Raw genomic sequence first — 21,781 nt, forward strand, 5'->3', positions numbered from 1 at the left:
TTGAAAACGTGGGTAGCGTTCCCGGGTTTACTGCGCGGTAGCCGAGGGCGCCGGGGTTGCGGTGGCCGCATCTGTGGAGGCGCCCGAAGCGGAGGCGGCGGCGGCGGAAGCGGCCTGAGCCCGTTGCAGGGTCTGCGGGTTCTCCTCGGCGCCCAGGATGTCCACGACGAACACGAGGGTGCCGGTCGGGGTGGAGCCGTTGGCGGACTCGTTACCGTACGCCTGGTCTGCCGGGATAATCAGCTCAACGCGGGAGCCGACCTTCTTGCCGGTCAGGCCGGCGGTCCAGCCCTTGATAACGCCCTGCAGGGACAGCGCCGCGGGGATCTTCTCGTAGTTGCCGTCGAAGACCTTGCCGTCGGAGTACTGCACACCGAGGTAGCGCACGTAGATGGTGTCGGTAGCCTTCACCTCGGGGCCGGTGCCCTCGATGAGGTCCTTCGAGACGAGCTCGGTGACGTCCTGCTTGGTGTCGGGCAGCTTGATTTCAGCCTTGCCGGTGGACTCGTCCAGGGTGAAGGAGGGCAGGGACGGGTCGGCGGGCTGAGCGGTGCCGGTGGCGTACTTGGGCAGCTTGGCCTTGACGGTGTACACCTCAACGTTGGTTGCGGTACCCGGGGACGCGGTTGAGGCGGTGGGCGTGCCGGAGGCGGTGCGCTGCTGCAGGATGTTGGTGCTGTAGGAGAAGGAGCCGCCAACCTTGATTTCCTTGAGCTTCTCGTACACCTCGGGGGCTGCCTGCTTGAGCTGGTCGTTGATGGGCAGCAGAATCGGTTCGCTGGAGTAGGTGGAACCGGCCACCTTGCCGTTAGCACCGTTGAACACGGCCGCCTCGACGAGCACGAAATCGCCATCGTTAATGGAGTCGCCGTTACCGGTCTCAATCACGTGCGCGGTGGGGGTGGATGCGGCGAAGGGGGTCGCGAAGGACACCTCGGGCTCCGCGGTGGCGCTCTTGAGGGTGTACTTGACGCCGGAGAGGTCGTCGTTGGGACCGGCCTTGGGGGCGCATGCGCTGAGAGCGAGCGCGAGGGCGACGCCTCCGACGCCGATATAGGTTAGGGGTGAGCGTTTGGTCATGATATATCCTCTGGTCGTGTGCGCGCCGGATAATGCGCGCGCCTTCAGAATAGTTTACAGGTACGGGGTCTGGGCGGTCTCATGCTACCGTCCGCGGCTGTGGGCAGGCTGTGCGCGGACGGAGTATCCGTAGGGTTGGGGCGCCGTCTGCGAGGTTGGGGGCGTTCGCCGGAGCAAACGCCCCTTCACGTGTTTCCCGAGCAGAGTTCGCCTGGCAGGGCTTGTCTAGCAGGGCGGCGGGAAAGCCGCCTCGCGGTGCTGACGCGCCTTGCCTTCCAGCAGGGTCAGTACCTCCTGCAGGCCCTCGCTGTCGGTCGCGAACGGGTCCTTGCACACTAGGGTGTGCTGCGGGTACGCGTTGAGCTTCAGGTGCACCCAATCGACGGTGAACTGCTCCCCCGCCGCAACCGCCGCGTTAATGAAGCGCGAGCGCTGGGTGGCGCGGGTTGCCGGCGGCTCGGTCTTCGCGGCCTCTGCGGCGCCCTCGGGCAGGATGCGCTTGACCGCACCGCGGCGAACCAGGGCGTGGAAGACGCTACGGTCCGGATCGATATCGTGGTACGCCAAATCCAACTGGCGGATGCGGGGGCTACCGTAGTCGGCGGGCTGGCCTGCCGCGCGGGCGCGGGTGATGTACGCATCCAGCAGCTTCTTCTTGATGGCCCAGTCGATTTCGGTGTCGATGCCGCTGTAGTCGCCGGATTCGATGGCGTCCAGGGTGCGCTGCCACAGGTTGAGGGCGTAGTCCACGTGGCGGTGGTGCGCTCCGTACTGTTGCACGTACTGGCGGGCCGCATCCAGGTAGTGGCGCTGAACGCTCAACGCCGTGTAGTACTGCCCGTCGGTGGTCTGGAAGGTTGCGGTGCCGGTCAGATCGTGGCTGATGGCGCGCAGGGCCGCCGGGACGGACACAATATCCAGGCTCGTGACCGGGAAGCGGTCCTCGAGCATGCGCAGCACCAGGTCGGTGCTGGCAATCTTCAGCAGCACGGTCGGCTCGGCCATGTTCGAGTCGCCGTTGATGACGTGCATGCGGCGGAACTTCGAGGCGTCGGCGTGCGGCTCGTCACGGGTGTTAATGAGCGGGCGAGCGCGGGAGGTCGAGGTCGAAGCCGCCTCCCAGATGTGGTCGGCACGCTGGGAGAACGAGTACGAGGGCACGCCCGTGCTGGAGGCCGGGTCGGTCGAACCGGGCACCGGGCCGCCCTGCGGGTGGGTCTTACCGGCGCCCACCAGAATCTGGCGGGTCACCAGGAACGGCACGAGCTGGGCAATCAGGTCGTTGAACTGTAGCTTGCGGCTAATCAGGTAGTTCTCGTGGCTTCCGTAGGAGTTGCCCGCCGAATCCACGTTGTTCTTGAACAGGTACAGTTCACCGTCGAGGGGGCGGCCCTCCGAACCTGCGAGCAGGCGCTTGCGGGCGGTACGCGCCAGGTCGGCGAAGAGCAGCTCGCCGGCGCGTTCCTGCGCGAGCAGCTCGTCGATGCTGCTACATTCGGCGGAGGCGTATTCGGGGTGCGAGCCGACGTCCAAGTAGAGGCGGCCGCCGTTGGGCAGGAAGACGTTCGTCGAACGCCACTGGTCCAGTACGGGCTTGAAGAGGGCGGCGGCGGATTCTTCGATGCTCAGCCGGCCCATGCCGTGCGGGACGTAGCTGAGCCCGAATTCGCTCTCAATGCCGAAAATGCGGTGTTCCATGATGCTGACCCGGCGCGCAGGTGCGTCGGTTACTCGCCGCCCTTCTGGACGAAGCCGGTCACGAAGTCCTCGGCGTTCTCGGCCAGCAGGCCGTCGATTTCGTCGAGCAGGTCGTCGACCTCGCTCACGTCAGAAACCACGTGGGAGGCGGCCAGGGTCAGTTCCTGCTCCTGCTCGGCGGCGGTGGTTTCGGTCTGCTGCGCGTTAATGCGTTCGCGGCTCATGGTTCTCTCCTTGAGGTTGGTTAGGTTAGTTAGTTTGGTTAGTTGGTCTGTGGCGGTGGTGCCGGTCGGCGCGGGTTGCGTTCCCGCGCCGGATGCGCCGGATGCACCGCCTCAGTGGGTTTTGTGGGTTTTGTGGTTTTCGCCCTTCCGAATGGGGGTATCAGCCCCGGGACGGAATGTGAGTTCGTGTGGGTTTGGGGGCTGAAGCACCCCGCGTCGGGCCCAAACCCCGATACCGCCCCGCGCCCTAGCGCAGGCCGTTCAGCAGCGCATCCGAGTGGTTTGCCTCCTCCAGCAGCGGCTCCACCTCGGCGGCACCGTAGCGGGTCGGCTCCATCATCGTAAAGCGAGTCAGCTCCTTCGAATAGCGGCCACGGCACGAAACCGTATCCCAGTTAATACCCAGAATCTCCTCGGGCCAGCGGGACATCAGCGTGCCGCGCAAAAACGCGCGCGTCTCACGCGGCGGCTCAGACACCGCACGCTCCACCTGCTCCGCAGAGAACAGCGTGCGCATGCGCCCGCGCGCCACCAGACGATGGTACAGGCTCTTCGACGGATCAATATCAGCGTACTGCAAATCCAGCGCCTTCAGCTTCGGGTTCGCGTAATCCACGCCCTTCTCAACGTAGCCGCGCACCAGCGCGTACTTCGCCACCCAGTCCAGGCGGTCCGCCAGCGAGAGCGGGTTGGTCTCCAGGGCGTCCAGCACCTCGCCCCACAGGTCGAGAATCTGCGCGGTCGCCGCATCCACACCCGCCGGGTTCGACTCCTCGTGCGCGCGGGAGGCCTCGTAGTAGGCGCGCTGAATCTGCAGGGCGCTCGCCGAACCGCTCGTCGACACCGGGTTCGGCAGGGTCGCCGAAGAAGGAGCCAGCAGCAGCTGCGCCGACAGAGACAGGTCGTGGCTGACCGCGTGCATCGCCGCCACCGGGTCGGACAGGCGCACACCCGGCAGCACCGGGTGCTGCTCGCTGTGCGACTCAATCAGGTTCATGACCAGCGCCGCCGTGCCGAACTTCAACAGGTTCGAGTAGTGCGAGAGGTTCGCATCCGCCGGAATCACGTGCAGGCGGCGGTACTTCGACTCGTCCGCGTGCGGCTCGTCGCGCGTGTTCACAATCGGGCGGCGAATCGTGGTCTCCAAACCAATCGTGCGCTCAAAGAAATCAGCACGCGAACTAATCTGGAAGCCAGGAACCTCACCGTGCGTGCCGATACCCACGCGGCCCGCACCCGTGAAAATCGCGCGCGTGGCGAAGAACGGCAGGAGCGCATCCGCCACCTGCTCGAACGGAACCTCGCGGCTGATCAGGTAGTTCTCGTGCGCGCCGTAGGACTGACCCTTCGAATCGGTGTTGTTCTTGTACAGCTTCACCTGCGGCAGGTCCTCGGCGTGCTTGCCCAGCTCCACGAGCGCCTGGTAGGCCAGCGCGTCACCGGCGGCATCGTACAGCACCGCGTCGGCGGGGCTCAGCACCTCGGGCGAAGAATACTCCGGATGCGCGTGGTCCACGTACAGGCGCGCACCGTTGGGCAGGATCGCGTTCATCGTCACGCGGTCCCAATCCAGACGCTCCGGGAAGCCGCCGCGGCCGTGCACGCCGGCGAGCGCATCCAGGGCGCTGCGCGGCTCGGCGGGTTCGCCCGGTGCCTGCACGCCCGCCTCGCGCATAATCTCCAGGGCGATGTCCTGGCTGGTCAGCTCGGTGCGGGTGTGGGTCATCTGGCTCGAGTGCGCGGTGGAGGCGTCCTGCACCCGGCCGAAGGCGTCGCGCAGGGGCGACTCGGACTCCCCCAGCCACTGGCCCTCGGGTGCGGCGGGGGCGCTGGGTTCGGTCGAGTAGTTCTCGGCTTGGCGGGCCTCCTCGGCGACGAGCTCGGCGGCCAGGGCGCGGCGCTGCAGCTGCTCGCGGAAGGCCTCGCCGCGGCGGAAGGCGAGCTTGGCGTAGGTGTTGACCACCAGTGCGGACAGCACGGTCGGGTTGGTGCCCGGCGCGGAGGGTGCGATGACGCCGTATTCGGTTTCGGCGCCCATGATGCGGTGCACGCCGTAGCTGGGTGTGGAGTTCATGGGGTTCTCCTGAAAGGTTCCTATATAAATTCTGGACCTGCGGTAATGCCGGTTGTGTCGCGGGATAAGCGCTCGGTGAGTGCCGGATGAGCGCGACCCGGCTCATGCGTGTAAAGGCAGTTTAGCGGGCCGGCTCCACCGACACGAGGCGGCCACGCACACCGGCGACGGCGAGCGCATCCTCAATATCGGGCAGAGGCGGCAAATCCACCTGATCCTCAAACTCGGCGCGCACAGCCTCCAGCAGGTGGCGGGTGCCAATACCCACACCCGCCGCGCCGTTTACCTCGGCCGCACCGGAAGCACCGGCGGCGGTCAGCGCCTGCAGCTGCTCCTTAATCGCGGCCTTCTTCGCGCGGTCCACAATATTGCGAATCACCGCACCCGAGGCGAAGTCGCCGCGGTAGAGCGTGTGCGTGGAGAGGTGGCCGGTCGCGGCGTTCGAAGAGCCCACAATCATGGAGGAATCCACGGTCGCCACGGCGTACGCGGTGGAGGGGGTACGCGCGTACAGCTGGCCCGTTGCGGCGGCAATCATCGAGGTCAGGGCGGCGCGGACGGATCCGGCGGCGGCCACCTCCGCAGCGTCTAGCGGCAGGTCCTCGGTCAGGTACAGGCCGAAGATTTCGGCGGCACCGGCGGCGTCCGGGCGGTTAATGCGAATCTTCAGGTCCAGGCGGCCAGGGCGCATCACGGCGGCGTCGATGAGGTCCTCACGGTTGGTCGCGCCAATCACGATGACGTTCTGCAGTGACTCCACGCCGTCAATTTCGGCCAGTAGCTGCGGCACGATGGTTGTCTCGATATCGGAGGAACGGCCCGAACCGCGCATGCGGAACAGCGACTCCATCTCGTCGAAGAACACGACGACCGGGTGACCGGCCTCAGCCTTCTCGCGGGCGGCCACGAAAATATCGCGAATCTGGCGCTCGGTCTCGCCCACGAACTTATCGAGCAGCTCGGGGCCCTTAATGTTCAGGAAGTAGCCGCGGGTATTCGACCCCGGGTTCAGCGCAGCCGCACGAGCCGCCAGGGAGTTCGCCACAGCCTTAGCAATCATGGTCTTACCGTTACCGGGAGGGCCGTAGAGCAGAATACCCTTGGGCGGTGCCAGGTGGTAGCGCTCGAAAATCTCGGGGTGCAGGTAGGGCAGCTCCACCGCGTCGCGAATCTGCTCGATCTGCGCGCCCAGGCCACCGATCTGGCTGTAGGTGACGTCCGGGATTTCCTCAAGCACGAGCTCCTGCGAACGGGAGGCGGGCACCTGCGAGGTAATCATGCGGGTGCGCGTATCGAGGGTCACCGCGTCGCCGGTGCGCAGCTGCTCAACGTCGAGGGAACCGGCCACGCGCGCCACCTGCTGGGCGCCCGAGGAGGTATCGACCAGCACGCGTTCGCCGTCGAGCACCTCGCGCACGGTCACCACGTCGCCAAAGGGCTCGGTGTCCAGGGCGACCACGGCCTCGGACTTGTCGTTGAGGAGCACCGTCATGCCGGGGGTGAGGGTGGACAGGTCAATCAGCGGGGACACCGGAATACGCATGAGGCGGCCGCCAACCTGCACGTCCAGGTAGGTGTCAATCTCGGCGGGGGTCTTATCGTCGGCAACCTGCTCGTAGGTCATGGTCTGGCCCTCGTGCACGGCCAGCACAATCGCCGAGTTCAGCGGCGGCATGACGTTCTGCGAGAGGGAGGCGCGCAGGCGCTCCACCTGGTAGCGCATGCTGGTGATGGCCTCGACGAGCTTGCGGTTCTTCTCCCCCGCGCCGCGAATCTGTCGGCTCATATTATCGCGGGTTGCCTCGGCGGCGGTGAGGCGGCGCAGCACGGCGTCATACTCCTGGGCGCTGACGGGCTGACTGCCGGGCAGGGAGGTCGAACCGAACGCGGCGGAGTAGTGCGGCGCGGCGGATGCGGCACTGTGCGCGGTGCCGTGCTGCGGGGTTCCGTTGCGGTCTGCGGATTCGTGGGGGGTCACGGTCTCTCCTATGCGTGTCCGGGCGGGTCGGGCTGTTGCTGGCGGGCCCTTCGGCTGCCTCGATGCGCGGGCTCCGTCAGGGCCGCACCGAGGACGGGGTTGGTACTTTCAGTCTATCGAGAACGCGCGGCTCGGCCGGGGTTCGGGGCGCCAAATTCTCTGCGGGCTCACATGCTGACCCGGTAGTTCTCGGTAGTTCTCAGCTATTTCCCGCTCATCCCGGTGGTTTTAGATTTTTCCGGCGGTTCTAAGCTCTTGCCCCGGCATCTCGGGGTTCTGAGGGTTGGCCCGGGGGTGAGGGCGCGGCGGCTCCTGAGAGCAAAACCTGCGGGCGCTCCGCGGGGGCACCGGCTGATACCCGTGCCCCCGCGTGCCCGTATGAATTATTCAGCCGCCTCGGCGTCCTGCGCGGCCTCAGTGCTCTGCGTAGCCTCGGCGGTCTTCTCAGGCTCCAGGCCGTTTTGCGCGGTACCGTTCTGTTCCAGCGCAATCTCGTTCGCGCGGGCGGCGTGCGCGGCAAGGTTCTTCGCATCGCGGGCTGCGCGGCGAATCTTCTTGTCGGTCACCTCGCGCTCACCCACGTTCATGGGGATCCACGCGTTCATGTCCTCCTCGGAGAAGTCCGTCTTGGAGGCGCGACGCTTCGGCGCCAGGCGTACCGCACCGTCAGCCAGGCGACGAGCCACCACCAGGAACGCGGTGTGCGCCACCATGCGGTGGTCGGGGCGGACCGCCAGACCCTCCACGTGCCAGCCGCGCACAATGGTCTCGTCGCACTCGGGTTCGGTAAAGCGGCCGTCCAGGCGCATGCCCTCAACCAGGCGCGACATCTGGGTCACGGTCGCAACGTAGCAGATGAGCACGCCGCCGGGTGCGAGCGCCTCCGCCACGGCGTCCAGGCATTCCCAGGGGGCGAGCATGTCGAGGACCACGCGGTCGACGCTGCCGGGCTCCTCGACCTGCGGCAGGGTGTCCTGCAGGTCGCCGATGCTCAGCTTCCACGCCGGGTGGGGTCCACCGAACATGGTTTCAATGTTGCCGCGGGCGACGTCTGCGAACTCTTCACGGCGTTCGAAGGAGTGCACGCAACCGTAGTCGCCGACTGCACGCAGCAGGGCGATGGACAGCGCACCGGAGCCGACGCCGGCCTCGACGACGCGCGCGCCGGGGAAGATGTCTGCCTTGACGATGATCTGGGCGGCGTCCTTGGGGTAGACGACGGCCGCGCCGCGCGGCATGGAGAGCACGAAGTCTTTGTAGAGGGGGCGCAGCGCCTGGTAGAGGATGCCGTGGGTGTTGGCGATGACGGTGCCTTCGGGTGCGCCGATGAGGTCGTCGTGCTTGAGGAAGCCCTTGTGGGAGTGGTATTCGCCGCCTTCGGCGAGGGTGATGGTGGTGATGCGGCCGCGTTCGTCGGTAATCTGGACGCGCTCGCCGGGGCGGAAGGGGCCGCGGCGGTTGATTGCGCCGGTGGGGGTGGGGGTGCCGCTGCTCACGGGGTGGTTCTCCTCGGGTGGGTCTGTGCTGACGGGCTGGGTCCTCTCGGCGGGGAGAGCGTTTCCAGCAAAAAATCTCTACTCATTCTACCGGAGGTTACGGCGTGCACGGAGTGAACACAGAAAAGCGCGAGGGGCGGTGCTACGGCCGTATGCCGTAGCGCCGCTCCCCCGCGCTGTCTCGTCCTAGCCGGGCGTTGCTATAGAAGCCGTCTTAGAGGACCACGCCCAGGCGTGCCGCCAGGATGTCACGCACCAGCGCGCCACCGCCGACGGTAGTGTCCGCCAGAGCCTTCACAGCCCACGCATCCACAGCCGCCAACGCCGCCGGAGCATTCAGGTCCTCACCGAGCGCCTCACGCACAGCGGCCAGCAGCTCAACCGCTGCCTCATCGGTGACACCTTCGGAACCCTCACGGCCCTCAGCCACCGACACCGCGTGACGGTAGGTGTCCAGGCGGGCCTTCGCGTGCTCGAGCAGCTCGTCGGTCCAGAACCAGTCCGAACGGTAGTGCTGACCCATAATCGCCAGGCGAATCGCGTTCGCGTCCTCACCGGCGGCGCGCAGGCGCGAAACCAGCACCAGGTTGCCGCGGGACTTGCTCATCTTGTGGCCATCCAAACCGACCATGCCGGTGTGCGCGTAATGCTTGGCGTGCGGGCGGTCAGACACGGCCCAGGTGTGGCCCGCACCCAGGTCGTGGTGCGGGAAGGTCAGGTCGTTACCGCCGGCCTGAACGGTCAGCGAACCGTCCACGAACTGGCGGGCAATCATGGTGCACTCGATGTGCCAGCCCGGGCGGCCCGCGCCCAGCTCGCCGGCGTCCCAGCTCGGCTCGCCCTCGCGCTTGACGCGCCACAGCAGCGGATCCAGCGCATCACGCTTGCCGGGGCGGTTCGGGTCGCCGCCGCGCTCAGCAAAAATCTCGAGCATTTCGTCGCGGCTCAGGTGCGATACCTCGCCCGGTGCCCACGAGTAGCCCTCGGCGTTGGCCGGCAGCGCGCGCACGGCCTGCAGGTCCAGGTACACGTCACCGTCGGGCTGCTCAACGCCCTGCTCACCGGTGTAGCCGGGCACGCGGTACGCCAGGCCGCGGCGGTACAGGTCCTCAATAATCGGGAACAGCCACTCGATAGACTCCACAACGCCCACGTAGTGCGCCGGCGGAATCACGTTCAGCGCCTTCATGTCGGTGCGGAACAGTTCCGTCTGATCCTCAGCCAGCTCACGCCAATCCACGTTCGTGGCGGTCGCGCGTTCCAGCAGCGGGTCGTCCACATCGGTCACGTTCTGCACGTACGTCACCGGCACGCCCGCATCCAGCCAGGCGCGGTGCAGCAGGTCAAAAGCCACATAGGTGGAGGCGTGACCCATATGCGTCGCGTCGTACGGGGTGATACCGCAAACGTACAGGCTCGCCGCCTTATCCTCCTGAACCTGAACAATCTCACCGGCAGAAGTATCAAAAATACGCGGCAACGCGGCCTGACCGGGCAGAGTCACAGAGGCGGGGGCATCCCAAGCTCGCATGGGTTTCCTTTCCGTAAAAACGCCCACAACCGGTGGACGCGCCACACCCGCCGCCCAACCTCAAGGCATGCGGGTGCCAAAAAATCTACTCCAATAAGAATACCCGCCCGTGAGAAACTCACGGACGGGTATGTCATATCACGCTGAGGGCTAAAGCCTTAGAAGGCCGAAGAAGTAGCGTTCAGCACGCCGGTACCCAGACCCACAAAAATCAGGATACCCAGGGCGATACGGTACCAGATGAAGATGCCGTAAGACTTCGACGACACGTACTTCAGGAACCAGCCAATCATCAGGTAACCCACCACAAACGCAACCAGAGTAGCCACGATGGTCGAGGGAATACCGTAGAAGCCGGTGGCCTCCTCGCCGGTGACCACCTTGAAGGTCTTGTACAGACCGGACATGAACACGGCGGGCATGGCCAGAAGGAACGAGTAACGCGCCGCGGCCTCACGGGTGTAGCCCATGAACAGACCCGCAGTAATCGTACCGCCCGAACGGGAAACACCCGGGATCAGGGCCAGCGCCTGCGCGCAACCGTACAGCAGGCCGTGACGGAACGTCAGATCCTTCAGCTCACGCTGCTCGCGGCCAAAACGGTCCGCAAGGCCCAGGAACACGGCGAAGACAATCAGCATGGTCGCCACAATCCACAGGCTGCGGAACTGCGTGTCGATGTAGTCCTCCAGCACCAGACCCAAAATGCCGATGGGCAGGGAGCCAATAATAATCAGCCAACCCATGCGGGCGTCCGGGTCGTTACGCGGCACGCGGCCGGCAAGAGCACCAAACCACGCCTTCACAATGCGCACAATATCGCGCCAGAAGAAGATCAGAACCGCGGTCTCAGTGCCCAGCTGGGTGATCGCGGTGAACGCGGCACCCGGGTCGGCCTTCTCCGGTAGGATCTGGCCAACAATGTTCAGATGCGCCGATGACGAAATCGGCAGAAACTCTGTCAGGCCCTGAACGAAGCCCAAAATAATCGCTTGAATCCATTCCACGCCTTCAAGGATACAGCAGGGGTACGGCGACGGGGCGGTCCGCGGAGAGTGATATATCACCTCCGCAAACCGCCCCGTCCACACCGCGGAACGCCGCCGGGCGAGTCAAACGCGCCTATCCGCGCCGGATGCGCTCCCCCGCCCTCGCGGAAAACCCGCGTAGCTTAGGCGTCGCGCAGCGCACGGTTCACGGCCGAAATCATGGCCTTCAGAGCCGCACGGGTCGTCGAGTTATCCACGCCAATACCCCACAGCACGCGCGAATCCACGGCGGCCTCAACGTAGCAGGCCGCGTTCGCGGTCGAGGAGGAAGACATCGTGTGCTCGGAGTAATCCATCACGCGAATATCCACGCCCTCACCCGAGAGGATGTTCTGCAGAGCATCCACCGGGCCGGTACCCGATGCGGTGCGGTTGTAGGTGTGACCGTTAATGTTCAGAGCCACGCGCAGGGTGGTCGCACCGGTATCGGCCGAATCAATGTTAATCGACTCGATACGGTACTTACCCCAGCGCTTCTCGGAATCGGTGGCGGGCAGGTACTCGTCCGCGAAGATGTCCCACAGCTTCTTGCTGGTCATCTCGCCGCCCTCGGCGTCGGTGCGAGCCTGAACAATCTTCGAGAACTCCACCTGCGCACGGCGCGGCAGGTCCAGGCCGTGATCCTGCTTGAGCAGGTAGGCCATGCCGCCCTTACCGGACTGCGAGTTCACGCGAATAATAGCCTCGTAGGTGCGGCCCAAATCGCGCGGGTCAATCGGCAGGTACGGGACCTCCCAGTAAACCTCATCCACGCTCTTGCCGGCCTCGGCGGCGCTGCGCTCCAGGGCCTCGAAGCCCTTCTTGATGGCGTCCTGGTGCGAACCCGAGAACGCGGTGAAGACCAGGTCGCCGCCGTACGGGGAACGCTCGTGCACCTTCAGCTGGTTGCAGTACTCAACGGTCTTGCGGATACCGTCAATGTCCGAGAAATCAATCTGCGGGTCAATGCCCTGGGTGTACAGGTTCAGGCCCAGGGTCACCAGGTCGACGTTACCGGTGCGCTCGCCGTTACCGAACAGGCAGCCCTCGATGCGGTCCGCGCCAGCCAGGTAGCCCAGCTCGGCGGCGGCCACGCCGGTGCCGCGGTCGTTGTGCGGGTGCAGCGAGAGAACGATGTGCTCGCGGTGGTTCAGGTTGCGGTCCATCCACTCCACCGAGTCGGCGTACACGTTCGGGGTGGCCATCTCGACGGTTGCGGGCAGGTTCACGATCAGCTCGCGGCCGTTCTGGCCAATCTCCAGCTCGTCGGCCACGGCGTTGACCACGCGGGCCGCGTACTCCAGCTCGGTGCCGGTGAAGGACTCGGGCGAGTACTCGTAGATAATCTTCGTATCGGAAATCATCTGCTCTTCGTACTTGCGGCACAGGCGCGCACCCTGCAGGGCGATGTCGAGCACGCCCTCCTGATCCTGGTGGAACACCACGCGGCGCTGCAGCACGGAGGTTGAGTTGTAGAAGTGTACGATGGCCTGCGGTGCGCCCTCGATGGCCTCGAAGGTGCGGGCAATCAGGTGCTCGCGGGCCTGCACCAGAACCTGAATGGTCACGTCCGAAGGAATGTGGCCGTCCTCGATGAGGGTGCGCACGAAGTCGAAGTCGGTCTGCGAGGCGGAGGGGAAGCCCACCTCAATCTCCTTGTAGCCCATCTTGACCAGCAGCTTGAACATGGCCAGCTTGCGGTCGGTGTCCATGGGGTCAATCAGCGCCTGGTTGCCGTCGCGCAGGTCCACGGCGCACCAGCGCGGTGCCTTCTCCATGACCTTGTCCGGCCAGGTGCGGTCGGGAAGGTCGACAACAATCTGCTCGTGGAAGGGACGGTACTTGTGTACCGGCATGGGGCTGGGCTTCTGGTGGTTTTTCATGATGAATTTCCTGTGGGTTGGTCCGTCTCGTGCAGCCCGCTTCGGGGCCTGTGCTGTGCCCGGGTATCGGTTCCCGAGCCGTCGTCATCAAGGCGGTGCATCGTATCGATGCTGGTGAGATGCCGCGTCAAAAAGCCGGAACGGTCGCGGCAGGTTCTAGCGTGCCCCGTTCCGGCGAATAAGCAGCAGGTTTACTGCGGTGCGGTGCGCGCCGCTCATGCTCTCACCGTAAGTGGTCATGCCTCCACGCTATCACAGCCCGCGAAAGATTACCGCCGGCGCGGTCGGGCCCGTCCATCATCTGGAAGAACACGAGGTCGACGACTACGCCTGCACGCGGTCATACACCCGGCCACGCGCGCGGTCATACGCCCGGGCATACGAAAGGGGGGCGCACCCACCGCATTGGCGGATGCGCCCCCCTTTCACTCACCGGAGACAACCCCGTAGGGTGTCTAGAAGGCGAAGGCGGTCTGGCACTTGTTCTGGTCGGCGGTCTGGCCGCTCGCGTTACCCGCGATGGCCGCCTCCTGCTTCTCCATAGCCTCGCCCGAGGGGAAGTCAGTACCGATAGTCACCGACACGCCCTGAACCTCTTCGGTTGCCACCACGCGGGTGACGTTCAGCTTGCCGGCAATCTCCTGAGCCTCAGCCTCGTAACCGGTCGAGTAGAACACCGTGGTGAAGTTCGTCGGAGTAGCCGAAGTACCCGGAGTAACATTCGTGTAGCCCAAGCCCTCAATCACCGAGGCGATCGTGGCGGAACGGCCCTCCAGGCCGGTCGCGTTGTACACGCTCACCGGGGTCTCACGATTCAGCTGAACCGCCGGGGCTGCTTCTGCGGGCTTTTCCTCTTCCTTCAGCGACTTGTCATCGCGCAGACGCTGGAAGACATTATTGGCCGCTTCGGAAACCTGCAGTCGGTTCGAGTCCTGGGTCCACGGCTCGGTCGGCACGGTCGCGAACACCACGTTCGACAGGTCCACGCCACCGAGGGTTGCGCCCACACCAATCAGGGTGCCGATATTGCCCAGGCCCTTGTCAACGGTCACGTTCTGGGTAATCGCCTCGGCGATACTTGCCAGGCGGCCCGGGTTCGACAGGGTTCCTTCGCTCTTGACCTTGCGCAGCAGCGAGGCCATAAAGCCCTGCTGAGCCTGAATACGGCCGATATCGGAACCATCCGAGAAGCCGTGACGGCTACGCAGGAACGCAAGAGCCTGCTCACCCTCAACGGTGGAAGTACCCGCGGGAAGCTTCAAGCCGCTGTACTCGTCATCAATCGGAGCGTCCACACAAACCTGAACGCCGCCAACAACCTTCGACAACTCCTTCACGGCGTTGAAGTCGACCAGCATAAAGTGGTCGATGTTCACACCGGTCAGCTTGCTGATGGTCGCCACGGTGCAGCCCGCACCGCCGCGAGAGAGCGACTCGTTAATCTGAACGTTATCCTCGGCCGGGTAGACGGTGCCGTTATCCGGGTCGGTGCACTGCGGTACCGAAACCATCAGGTCGCGGGGGAAGGACAGCACGCTCACGTTCTTGCGGTCCTTGCTGATCTGCAGGAGCATCATGACGTCCGCGCGAGCCTCAGAATTGCGGTCCTCCTCGTCACCGTAGGCGCCGTTATTGCCTTTGCGGGTGTCGGAGCCGATGATGAGGATGTCCAGCGCGCCGTTCTCCAGGCCGTCCTTATAGTTACTGATGTTCAGCTCCTGCGTGTGCAGGTTATTGCGCATACGCAGGGCGAATACGCCGCCGAAACCAACAACGATGACGAGCATGCAGGCCGTCAGCAGGGCAATCCAGCGATTACGTTTCGAGGTCATCACCGAGGTGCGCATATGGCGCCCGGTGCTTCGTAGGCGAGGTGCCTGGGGCATACCTATTCTCTTTCTGCCGGTGAGCAAGTATTTTCTCAGAGTAACATTCTTCGCTATGAGCGCCGAAAAGAAAAGGGGCGCACGTCACCCGAAAGACGCGGACTAGGCGGCGTTCTCCGGGTGACCGACCCCCTCTCGGGCGGCTGGCCTAGAAGCCCAGACGGTTCAGGGCGCGGGGGTCAGACTGCCACTCCTTAGCAACCTTCACGTGGATGTTCAAGTACACGCGGGTGCCGAGCATTGCCTCAATCTGCTCGCGGGCCTTCGTACCAATCTTGCGCAGGTTCGAGCCGCCCTTACCGATGATGATGTACTTCTGCGACTCACGCTCCACGTACAGGTTCACGTGCACGTCCAGCAGCGGGTTATCCGCCGGGCGGCCCTCACGGAATTCCATCTCCTCAACGGTCACGGCAATCGAGTGGGGCAGCTCCTCGCGGGCACCCTCCAGGGCGGCCTCGCGCACCAGTTCGGTGATGAGGGTTGCCTCGGGCTCATCGGTCAGCTCACCCTCCGGGTACAGCGGCGGGGAGAGCGGAACGTACTGCGAGAGCAGGTCGGCGACCGCATCCACCTGGAAATGCTGAATCGCGGACACCGGGATGATGGCCGCCCAGCCGCCCTTGCCGTCTACGGGCATCGGCTCGGAGATTTCGCCGGCGCGGCGCTGTGCTGCCGGGCCGGAACCCTTCGCGAAGGGGATCGAGGCGTTCTTACCGCCCTTGCCGCCCTTCTTCTGGGCGCGCTGTGCACGCTCGGCGCTCATGATCTCCTCGCCGAGGGCCTCGACGGCCAGCAGCTGCTCGCGCAGCTCGTCGGAGTTCACGGTATCGGCCTTGGTCACAATCGCGACGACCGGCTTGTTGCTCGAAGCCACCAGCTGCGAGGCGATGTAGCGGTCACCCGGGCCGATCTTCTCGTTTGCCGGAATGCAGAAGCCCAGCACATCCACCTGCGAGAGGGTGCCGGCCACCAGGTCGTTCAGGCGCTCACCCAGCAGAGTGCGGGGGCGGTGAATACCCGGGGTGTCCACCAGAATCAGCTGGTACTCGTCCTTGTGCACAATACCGCGAATCGTGTGGCGGGTCGTCTGCGGACGGTTCGAGGGGATAGCCACCTTCTGACCGACCATAGCGTTCGTCAGAGTAGACTTACCCGCATTCGGGCGGCCCACCAGCGACGCGAAACCCGAACGGAAATCCTTCGGGTAGGTCGGCAGCGGGGTGCTCAAGTCCAGAGTGCTCAAATCGAGCGGGGTGTACTCCTGGTCCATTGTGTTTCTCCTTATCAAACCCCGTGCGGGGTGTGTGGGGTGTCAGCCTCATCTGCCTGCGCCTTCGGGGCGGCGGCGGGCTGGCTCAAAGTGTGTTAGGGAAATTGCGGCGTCTATGTTCGATATCTAGCGGTTGCCGTGCTGATCGGTTGCCGGTTCAGCCTCTGCAATATCTCCCGGAAGATCCGGATGCGCATGCGGCTCAGCCACAGCGGGCGGCTCGGTATCCACGGTGAGAAGGTCAGCAACCTCAGCAGAATGAGCCTCTGAGGAACCCTCAGCGTTCTCCTGCTCATCACGAGGCGGCTCGTACCAGGCCTGCAGCATATCCACCTGGTGGCGGCGGCCCGACGAACCAATCGCACGAATATGAATGCCGTCAATCTCAATCTCAGAACCAACAATCGGTACCATACCCAGGTGCTTGGCGAGCAGGCCGCCGACCGTGTCGACGTCCTCATCCTCCAGGTCGATACCGAAAATCTCGCCGAGCTCATCAATACCCAGACGAGCCGACAGACGGAACGTGCCGTCATCGTTCAGCGTGTACTCGGGGCGCTCGTGGTCGTACTCGTCAGAGATATCGCCGACCAGCTCCTCAATCAGGTCCTCCAGAGTAACCAGACCGGCGGTTCCGCCGTACTCATCAACCACAATCGCCACGTGCGTGGACTCGCGCTGCATATCGCGCAACAGGTCCATGGCGCGCTTCGTCTCGGGTTCGAATCGGGCCGGGCGCATGACCTCCACCAGGGTCGGCATGGGGGTACCCTCGGGGGCCTCGGAGTGCAGAATGTAGGCGCGCATCGAATCCTTGAGGTAGAGCACGCCCAGAATCTCATCGCTCGAATCACCAATCACCGGCATGCGGGAGTAGCCCGAACGCAGGAACAGGCTCAGGGCCTCGCGCAGCGGTACGTCGCGACCCACGGTGAGCATATCGGTGCGGGGCACCATGAGCGAGCGGATGCGCAGGTCGTCCATCTCGAACACGGACTGCACCATCTGCGCCTCGTCGTCCTCGATGGTCTCGGCGTCGGAGGCTCGCTCCAAGAACTCGCGCAGCTCCTCTTCCTCGAACACGCCAGCGGGGGCCTCTGCCTCGCGGGCCGGGGCGATGCGCGTCGAGAGGTGATCGAGCAGGCCGGTCACGGGGGTCAGCAGCTTCGACAGGTAATGCACCGGGCGGGCCAGCACGCGAATCGACGAAACCGGGCGGTTGCGCCCCGCGGAGCGCGCCAGCACGTGTAGCACCGGGTAGCCGACGAAGGCAACCAGCACGAGGGTCAGCACGACGGCGAGCGCGTGCACCTCGACCAGGTTCAGCAGGCAGGTCATGGTGGCGAGCACCGCGGCCGCCGCCGCGATGAGGCGGGTCAGGCGCAGCGGGTGCGTGTACACCTCGGAGTCACCGTCGAGGGGGCGCTGCAGAACGTGTGCGCCGAGCGTGCCGGGATGCGCCTCCACGGCTTCTTCCGCCTCGTTGTGTGGCAGGTACGTGAACGCGGTTTCGGCAATTGCGGCCACCACCGTGAAGCCGAGCGCCACGACAGCCAGCAGAATCGAGATGAAAATACCCATGCCGCTCCCCTAGTGTCGAGTCTCGACCGGTGCGGGTCGGCCCAGGAACTCTTCGAGAATCGAACGCTGAATACCGAACATTTCGGCTTCCTCTTCGGCGGTTCCGTGGTCGTAGCCGAGGCAGTGCAGAATACCGTGGGTGGTGAGCAGGCACAGCTCATCCAGGGTGCTGTGGCCCGCATCCGCGCCCTGACGTGCGGCAACGGGCGGGCAGAGGATGATGTCGCCGAGCATGCCACTGGAGGGGTTTTCGGGGGTTCCCGGTTCCAGCTCGTCCATGGGGAAGCTCATCACGTCGGTGGGGCCGGGCAGGTCCATCCACTCGATGTGCACGCGCTCCATCTCGTCTTCATTCACGATGGCGATGGACAGGTAGGTGTCATCGGCAAGGTGCATGCGCTTGAAAGCGTGCTCGACGAGGCGGGTGAGCACCTCGGTGTCTACCGCCTCGAAGGATTCGCGGACGAACGCGTCGGTCACCTCGCCTGCACCGGTTGCGGGTTCTTCGCAGTCGAATTCGATCTCTGCCACCGTTTAGCGTCCTTCCGGGGTGGTCTGTGCGTTATCGGCGTTGGCTTGGCCCTTCTCGGCGTTCTTTTCGGAGCCGCCGTTAATGCCGGCGCGGTCCAACAGCTTCTCGGCCGCAGCCTCGATGGTGGCGCGCTTGACCTTGCGGTTGCGCTTGCGTTCCATGGCCTTCTGGTCCTCGCCCCACTGATCGTAGGCGGAGACGATATTCGACACCAGGGTGTGGCGAACCACGTCGGAGGATTCCAGGATGCTGAAGTGAATATCCTCCACGCCCTGCAGAATGTTGCGCACCTGCTTCAGGCCGGAGGCGGCGCCACCGGGCAGGTCAATCTGGGTGATGTCACCGGTAATGACCATCTTCGAGCCGAAGCCCAAGCGGGTCAGGAACATTTTCATCTGCTCGGCGGTGGTGTTCTGCGCCTCGTCGAGGATGATGAATGCGTCGTTGAGGGTGCGGCCGCGCATGTACGCCAGCGGGGCGACCTCGATGGTGCCCGCCTCCATGAGCTTGGGGATGGTTTCGGGCTCGAGCATGTCGTGCAGCGCGTCGTAGAGCGGGCGCAGGTACGGGTCAATCTTCTCGTTGAGGGTGCCGGGCAGGAAGCCCAGACGCTCGCCGGCCTCCACGGCGGGGCGGGTGAGGATAATGCGGTTCACCTCGTGGCTCTGCAGCGCCTGCACTGCCTTCGCCATGGCCAGGTAGGTCTTACCGGTACCCGCCGGGCCGATACCGAAGATCACGGTGTTCGCGTCGATAGCGTCCACGTACTTCTTCTGGTTAATGGTCTTGGGGCGAATCGTGGTACCGCGGGTGGAGAGGATGCTGGTGGACAGCGAGTGCGCCGGGTTGCTCAGTTCGTCGCCGAGCATGCCCATGAGGCGGTGAATGACCTGAACGGTAATCTGCGTGTCGTGGCTGGAGAGCACGCGCAGCTCGTTCAGCAGCTTTGCGGCGGTGTTGACGGCCTCGGAGGGGCCGGTGATGAGCACGTCCAGGTCCTTGGGGCGCAGGCTAATCTGCTCGAAGTAGTCCTCGATGATGCTCAGGTGCGCGTCCTGCGGGCCGAGCACGGCAATCATCTCTGCGGCGCTTTTGAAGGATACGGTGCGTGCGGTCGACAGCGGTCGGGAGGTAGTCATATGGGCTCCTTGGCTAGTGATGTATTTACAAGTATAGATGTGCGTGATGCGTCACGCCCCGGCCGGGTTTAGCGGCGGCGCTCTACCAGCGGCCCAGCACCACGTTTAGGGTGCACATGGCGGCGGACCCGGCGGTGGAGGAACGCAACACCTCGTCGCCCAGCAGCGCCAGGTGCGCGCCGGCCTCGGTGAAGAGCTGCACCTCGCGGTCGCTGATGCCGCCCTCGGGGCCGACGAGCAGGTAGATTTCTTCGGGCAGGTTCTCCCCGCCCGCAAGCTTAGCGGCCTGAGCGCTCAGGCGTTCGGTGGCCTGTTCGTGCAGGATGAACACAGCAGAACCCTGCCCGGTGACCTCCTTGATGAGCTCCACCAGGTCGGTGGTGCTGTACAGGTCGTACACCTCGGGAATGAGTGCGCGGCGGGACTGCTTCGCGGCGGCGGTCACCGTGTTCTGCCACTTGGTGTGTGCCTTGGTGGCGCGCTCACCCTTCCAGCGCACAATCGAACGGTCCGCGCTCCACGGCAGCACACCGTACACGCCCAGCTCGGTCGCCGTCTCAATGGCGAGCAGGTCGCGACCGTCCTTCGCGAGCGCCTGCACCAGGTAGATGCGCGGGCTGGTGTGTTCCTCGCGGAGCTGCTCCACGCGCACGATGACACCGCGGTCGGTCAGGGAGTGCACGGTGCCCACGGCTCGGCGGCCGGTGCCGTCACCCAGGTCGATGCTCTCCCCCACTTCCATGCGCTTGACGAGGGCGTGCTTGCCCTCGGGGCCGTCCAGCTCGAAGGATGCGCCGGGGGTGAGGGTCTCGTACTCTTCGGCGCTGATGTAGAAGATGGGGGCGCTCATAGTGCTCCTTGGGTTCTTATGGGCGGTGCTTCGTGCGGGAGGTGCGGTTCAACACGGCTACGAGGCGCGGTCGCCGTCTCGGGGTCGTCCCCGCGTAAACGCGGCGGATGCGGCGCCCACCGGAAAGGCCCGGCGGGTACCGCATCCGCTACAGAGATTTACTTGAACTGGTCCTTCAGGCGGGAGAACAAGCCACCGCGCTGCTTGACCTGCGAGCCTTCGTTCAGCGGCTCGTTGCGCAGGGCCGCGAACTGGCGCAGCAGCTCGCGCTGTTCCTCGGTCAGGTCGGTCGGGGTCGTCACCTGAACGCGCACGAGCAGGTCGCCACGGCGTTCGGTGCCGAGCACGGTCGCGCCCAGGCCGTTGAGGGTAATCGTGTCGCCGCTCTGGGTGCCGGCGGGGATGCTGACTTCCTGGTCGCCGTCGAAGGTCTTCAGCGGAATGACGGTGCCCAGTGCCGCCGCGGCCATGGGGATGTTCACGGTGGTGACCAGGTTGTCGCCCTCGCGGCTGAAGTACTTGTCGCGCTTGACGTTCAGGTCGACGTACAGGTCGCCGTTGGGGCCACCGTGCAGGCCGGCCTCGCCCTTGCCGCGCAGGCGGATGCGTGCCTGGTCGTGCACGCCGGCGGGGATCGTGAAGGTCAGCGGCACGTCTTCGCGCACGCGGCCCTGGCCGTGACATTCGGGGCAGGGGGTTTTGATGACGGTGCCGTAGCCGTGGCAGTCGGGACATTCGACCTGCTGCATGACGGTGCCGAGGATGGACTGTACGCGGCGCTGCATGTAGCCGTGGCCGGCGCAGGTGGTGCAGGTTTCGGGCTGGGTGCCCTCTGCGGTGCCTTCGCCGTTGCAGGACTTGCAGGTCACGGCGGAGCGGCGCTCGATGGTCTTCTCGACGCCGAACACGGCGTCCTGAAGGCTGATGGAGACGGTAATCAGGTCGTCCTGGCCCTGACGCACGCGGGATGCGGGGCCGCGTGCGCCCGCGGCGCCGCCGGTGAACATGTTCAGCAGGTCCTCGAAACCGCCGAAGCCGCTGAATCCGCCGCCCGGGTAGCCGCCGCCTCCGGGGTAGCCCGCGCGGCCCTGTTCGTCGCCGGTGGTGTCATAGTTGCGGCGCTTTTCGGGGTCGGAGAGCACCTCGTAGGCGAGGGTGACTCGCTTGAATTCTTCGGCAGCATCCTCGGAGGGGTTCACGTCGGGGTGCAGCTGGCGTGCCTTCTTGCGGTAGGCCTTCTTGATTTCTTCGGGGCTGGCGTCGTTCGATACGCCGAGAGTATCGTAGTGGCTCATGTGTCTGTGTTCCTGTTCCTCTCAAGATGGTGACGGCGCTCGATGAGTGCGCTGCCAACACAGTCGTATCAATTCTATGGGATAGTGTACGCGAGCCGATACAATGGCTAGGCTGAAAGGGGCCGCTCCCGCTATCCGCTTAATCCCCGGCGCGCCTGCGGCCCGGCGGCGGTTATTGGGCGCGGCGTTTACTGCGCATCCGGCGCCGTCTTCCCGCCCATCTAACCGGTCGT

The 21,781-nt window shown here is 65.0% G+C and carries 16 protein-coding genes; all 16 read right to left on the bottom strand.

What is annotated here, in order from left to right; genetic code table 11:
* Positions 1–27: 27 nt before the first annotated feature.
* The 16 genes from HMPREF2944_RS07095 to dnaJ all read right to left on the bottom strand — a co-directional run bounded on the left by HMPREF2944_RS07095 (position 28) and on the right by dnaJ (position 21,548).
* A complete protein-coding gene (locus HMPREF2944_RS07095; protein ID WP_070681902.1) occupies positions 28–1,080 on the bottom strand; it encodes an FKBP-type peptidyl-prolyl cis-trans isomerase in 1,053 nt (350 codons plus the stop codon).
* A gap of 225 nt (positions 1,081–1,305) precedes the next feature.
* Positions 1,306–2,778 carry a Pup--protein ligase gene (gene pafA / locus HMPREF2944_RS07100; protein ID WP_070681905.1) on the bottom strand — a complete coding sequence of 491 codons (1,473 nt, stop codon included), beginning with the start codon at positions 2,776–2,778 and terminating at the stop codon, positions 1,306–1,308.
* Between the two features lie 29 nt (positions 2,779–2,807).
* Positions 2,808–3,002, bottom strand: coding sequence for a ubiquitin-like protein Pup (locus HMPREF2944_RS07105; RefSeq protein ID WP_049334195.1), 195 nt, complete (start codon positions 3,000–3,002; stop codon positions 2,808–2,810).
* 247 nt (positions 3,003–3,249) lie between these two features.
* Entirely contained in the window at positions 3,250–5,076 is a 1,827-nt protein-coding gene (gene dop / locus HMPREF2944_RS07110; protein WP_070681908.1) for a depupylase/deamidase Dop, read from the bottom strand.
* A gap of 121 nt (positions 5,077–5,197) precedes the next feature.
* A complete protein-coding gene (gene arc, locus HMPREF2944_RS07115; protein WP_070681911.1) occupies positions 5,198–7,054 on the bottom strand; it encodes a proteasome ATPase in 1,857 nt (618 codons plus the stop codon).
* Positions 7,055–7,437: 383 nt separating this feature from the next.
* Positions 7,438–8,550, bottom strand: a complete 1,113-nt coding sequence (locus HMPREF2944_RS07120) for a tRNA (adenine-N1)-methyltransferase (protein ID WP_070681915.1) — start codon at positions 8,548–8,550, stop codon at positions 7,438–7,440.
* A 214-nt stretch (positions 8,551–8,764) separates the two neighbouring features.
* A complete protein-coding gene (mshC, locus tag HMPREF2944_RS07125; RefSeq protein ID WP_070681919.1) occupies positions 8,765–10,081 on the bottom strand; it encodes a cysteine--1-D-myo-inosityl 2-amino-2-deoxy-alpha-D-glucopyranoside ligase in 1,317 nt (438 codons plus the stop codon).
* A gap of 158 nt (positions 10,082–10,239) precedes the next feature.
* Positions 10,240–11,088: an undecaprenyl-diphosphate phosphatase gene (locus HMPREF2944_RS07130; protein WP_070681922.1), complete on the bottom strand. Its 849-nt coding sequence runs from the start codon at positions 11,086–11,088 to the stop codon at positions 10,240–10,242.
* Positions 11,089–11,252: 164 nt separating this feature from the next.
* Positions 11,253–12,992 carry a 2-isopropylmalate synthase gene (gene leuA / locus HMPREF2944_RS07135; RefSeq protein WP_070681925.1) on the bottom strand — a complete coding sequence of 580 codons (1,740 nt, stop codon included), beginning with the start codon at positions 12,990–12,992 and terminating at the stop codon, positions 11,253–11,255.
* Positions 12,993–13,447: 455 nt separating this feature from the next.
* Complete coding sequence (locus HMPREF2944_RS07140) at positions 13,448–14,878, bottom strand: LCP family protein (protein ID WP_070681928.1); 1,431 nt, start codon at positions 14,876–14,878, stop codon at positions 13,448–13,450.
* A 148-nt stretch (positions 14,879–15,026) separates the two neighbouring features.
* The gene (locus HMPREF2944_RS07145) at positions 15,027–16,151 is read right to left on the bottom strand and encodes a GTPase Era (RefSeq protein ID WP_210398461.1); all 1,125 of its coding nucleotides are present in this window, start codon (positions 16,149–16,151) and stop codon (positions 15,027–15,029) included.
* 126 nt (positions 16,152–16,277) lie between these two features.
* Entirely contained in the window at positions 16,278–17,732 is a 1,455-nt protein-coding gene (locus HMPREF2944_RS07150) for a hemolysin family protein (RefSeq protein ID WP_070681932.1), read from the bottom strand.
* A gap of 9 nt (positions 17,733–17,741) precedes the next feature.
* Entirely contained in the window at positions 17,742–18,263 is a 522-nt protein-coding gene (ybeY, locus tag HMPREF2944_RS07155; protein ID WP_070681936.1) for an rRNA maturation RNase YbeY, read from the bottom strand.
* Between the two features lie 3 nt (positions 18,264–18,266).
* Positions 18,267–19,403, bottom strand: a complete 1,137-nt coding sequence (locus HMPREF2944_RS07160) for a PhoH family protein (RefSeq protein WP_070681939.1) — start codon at positions 19,401–19,403, stop codon at positions 18,267–18,269.
* 82 nt (positions 19,404–19,485) lie between these two features.
* Positions 19,486–20,253: a 16S rRNA (uracil(1498)-N(3))-methyltransferase gene (locus HMPREF2944_RS07165; protein ID WP_070681942.1), complete on the bottom strand. Its 768-nt coding sequence runs from the start codon at positions 20,251–20,253 to the stop codon at positions 19,486–19,488.
* A gap of 158 nt (positions 20,254–20,411) precedes the next feature.
* Complete coding sequence (gene dnaJ / locus HMPREF2944_RS07170; RefSeq protein ID WP_070681945.1) at positions 20,412–21,548, bottom strand: molecular chaperone DnaJ; 1,137 nt, start codon at positions 21,546–21,548, stop codon at positions 20,412–20,414.
* Between the last annotated feature and the right edge of the window lie 233 nt (positions 21,549–21,781).

The organism is Rothia sp. HMSC072E10 (genome assembly GCF_001813965.1).
Lineage (GTDB): Bacteria > Actinomycetota > Actinomycetes > Actinomycetales > Micrococcaceae > Rothia > Rothia mucilaginosa_A.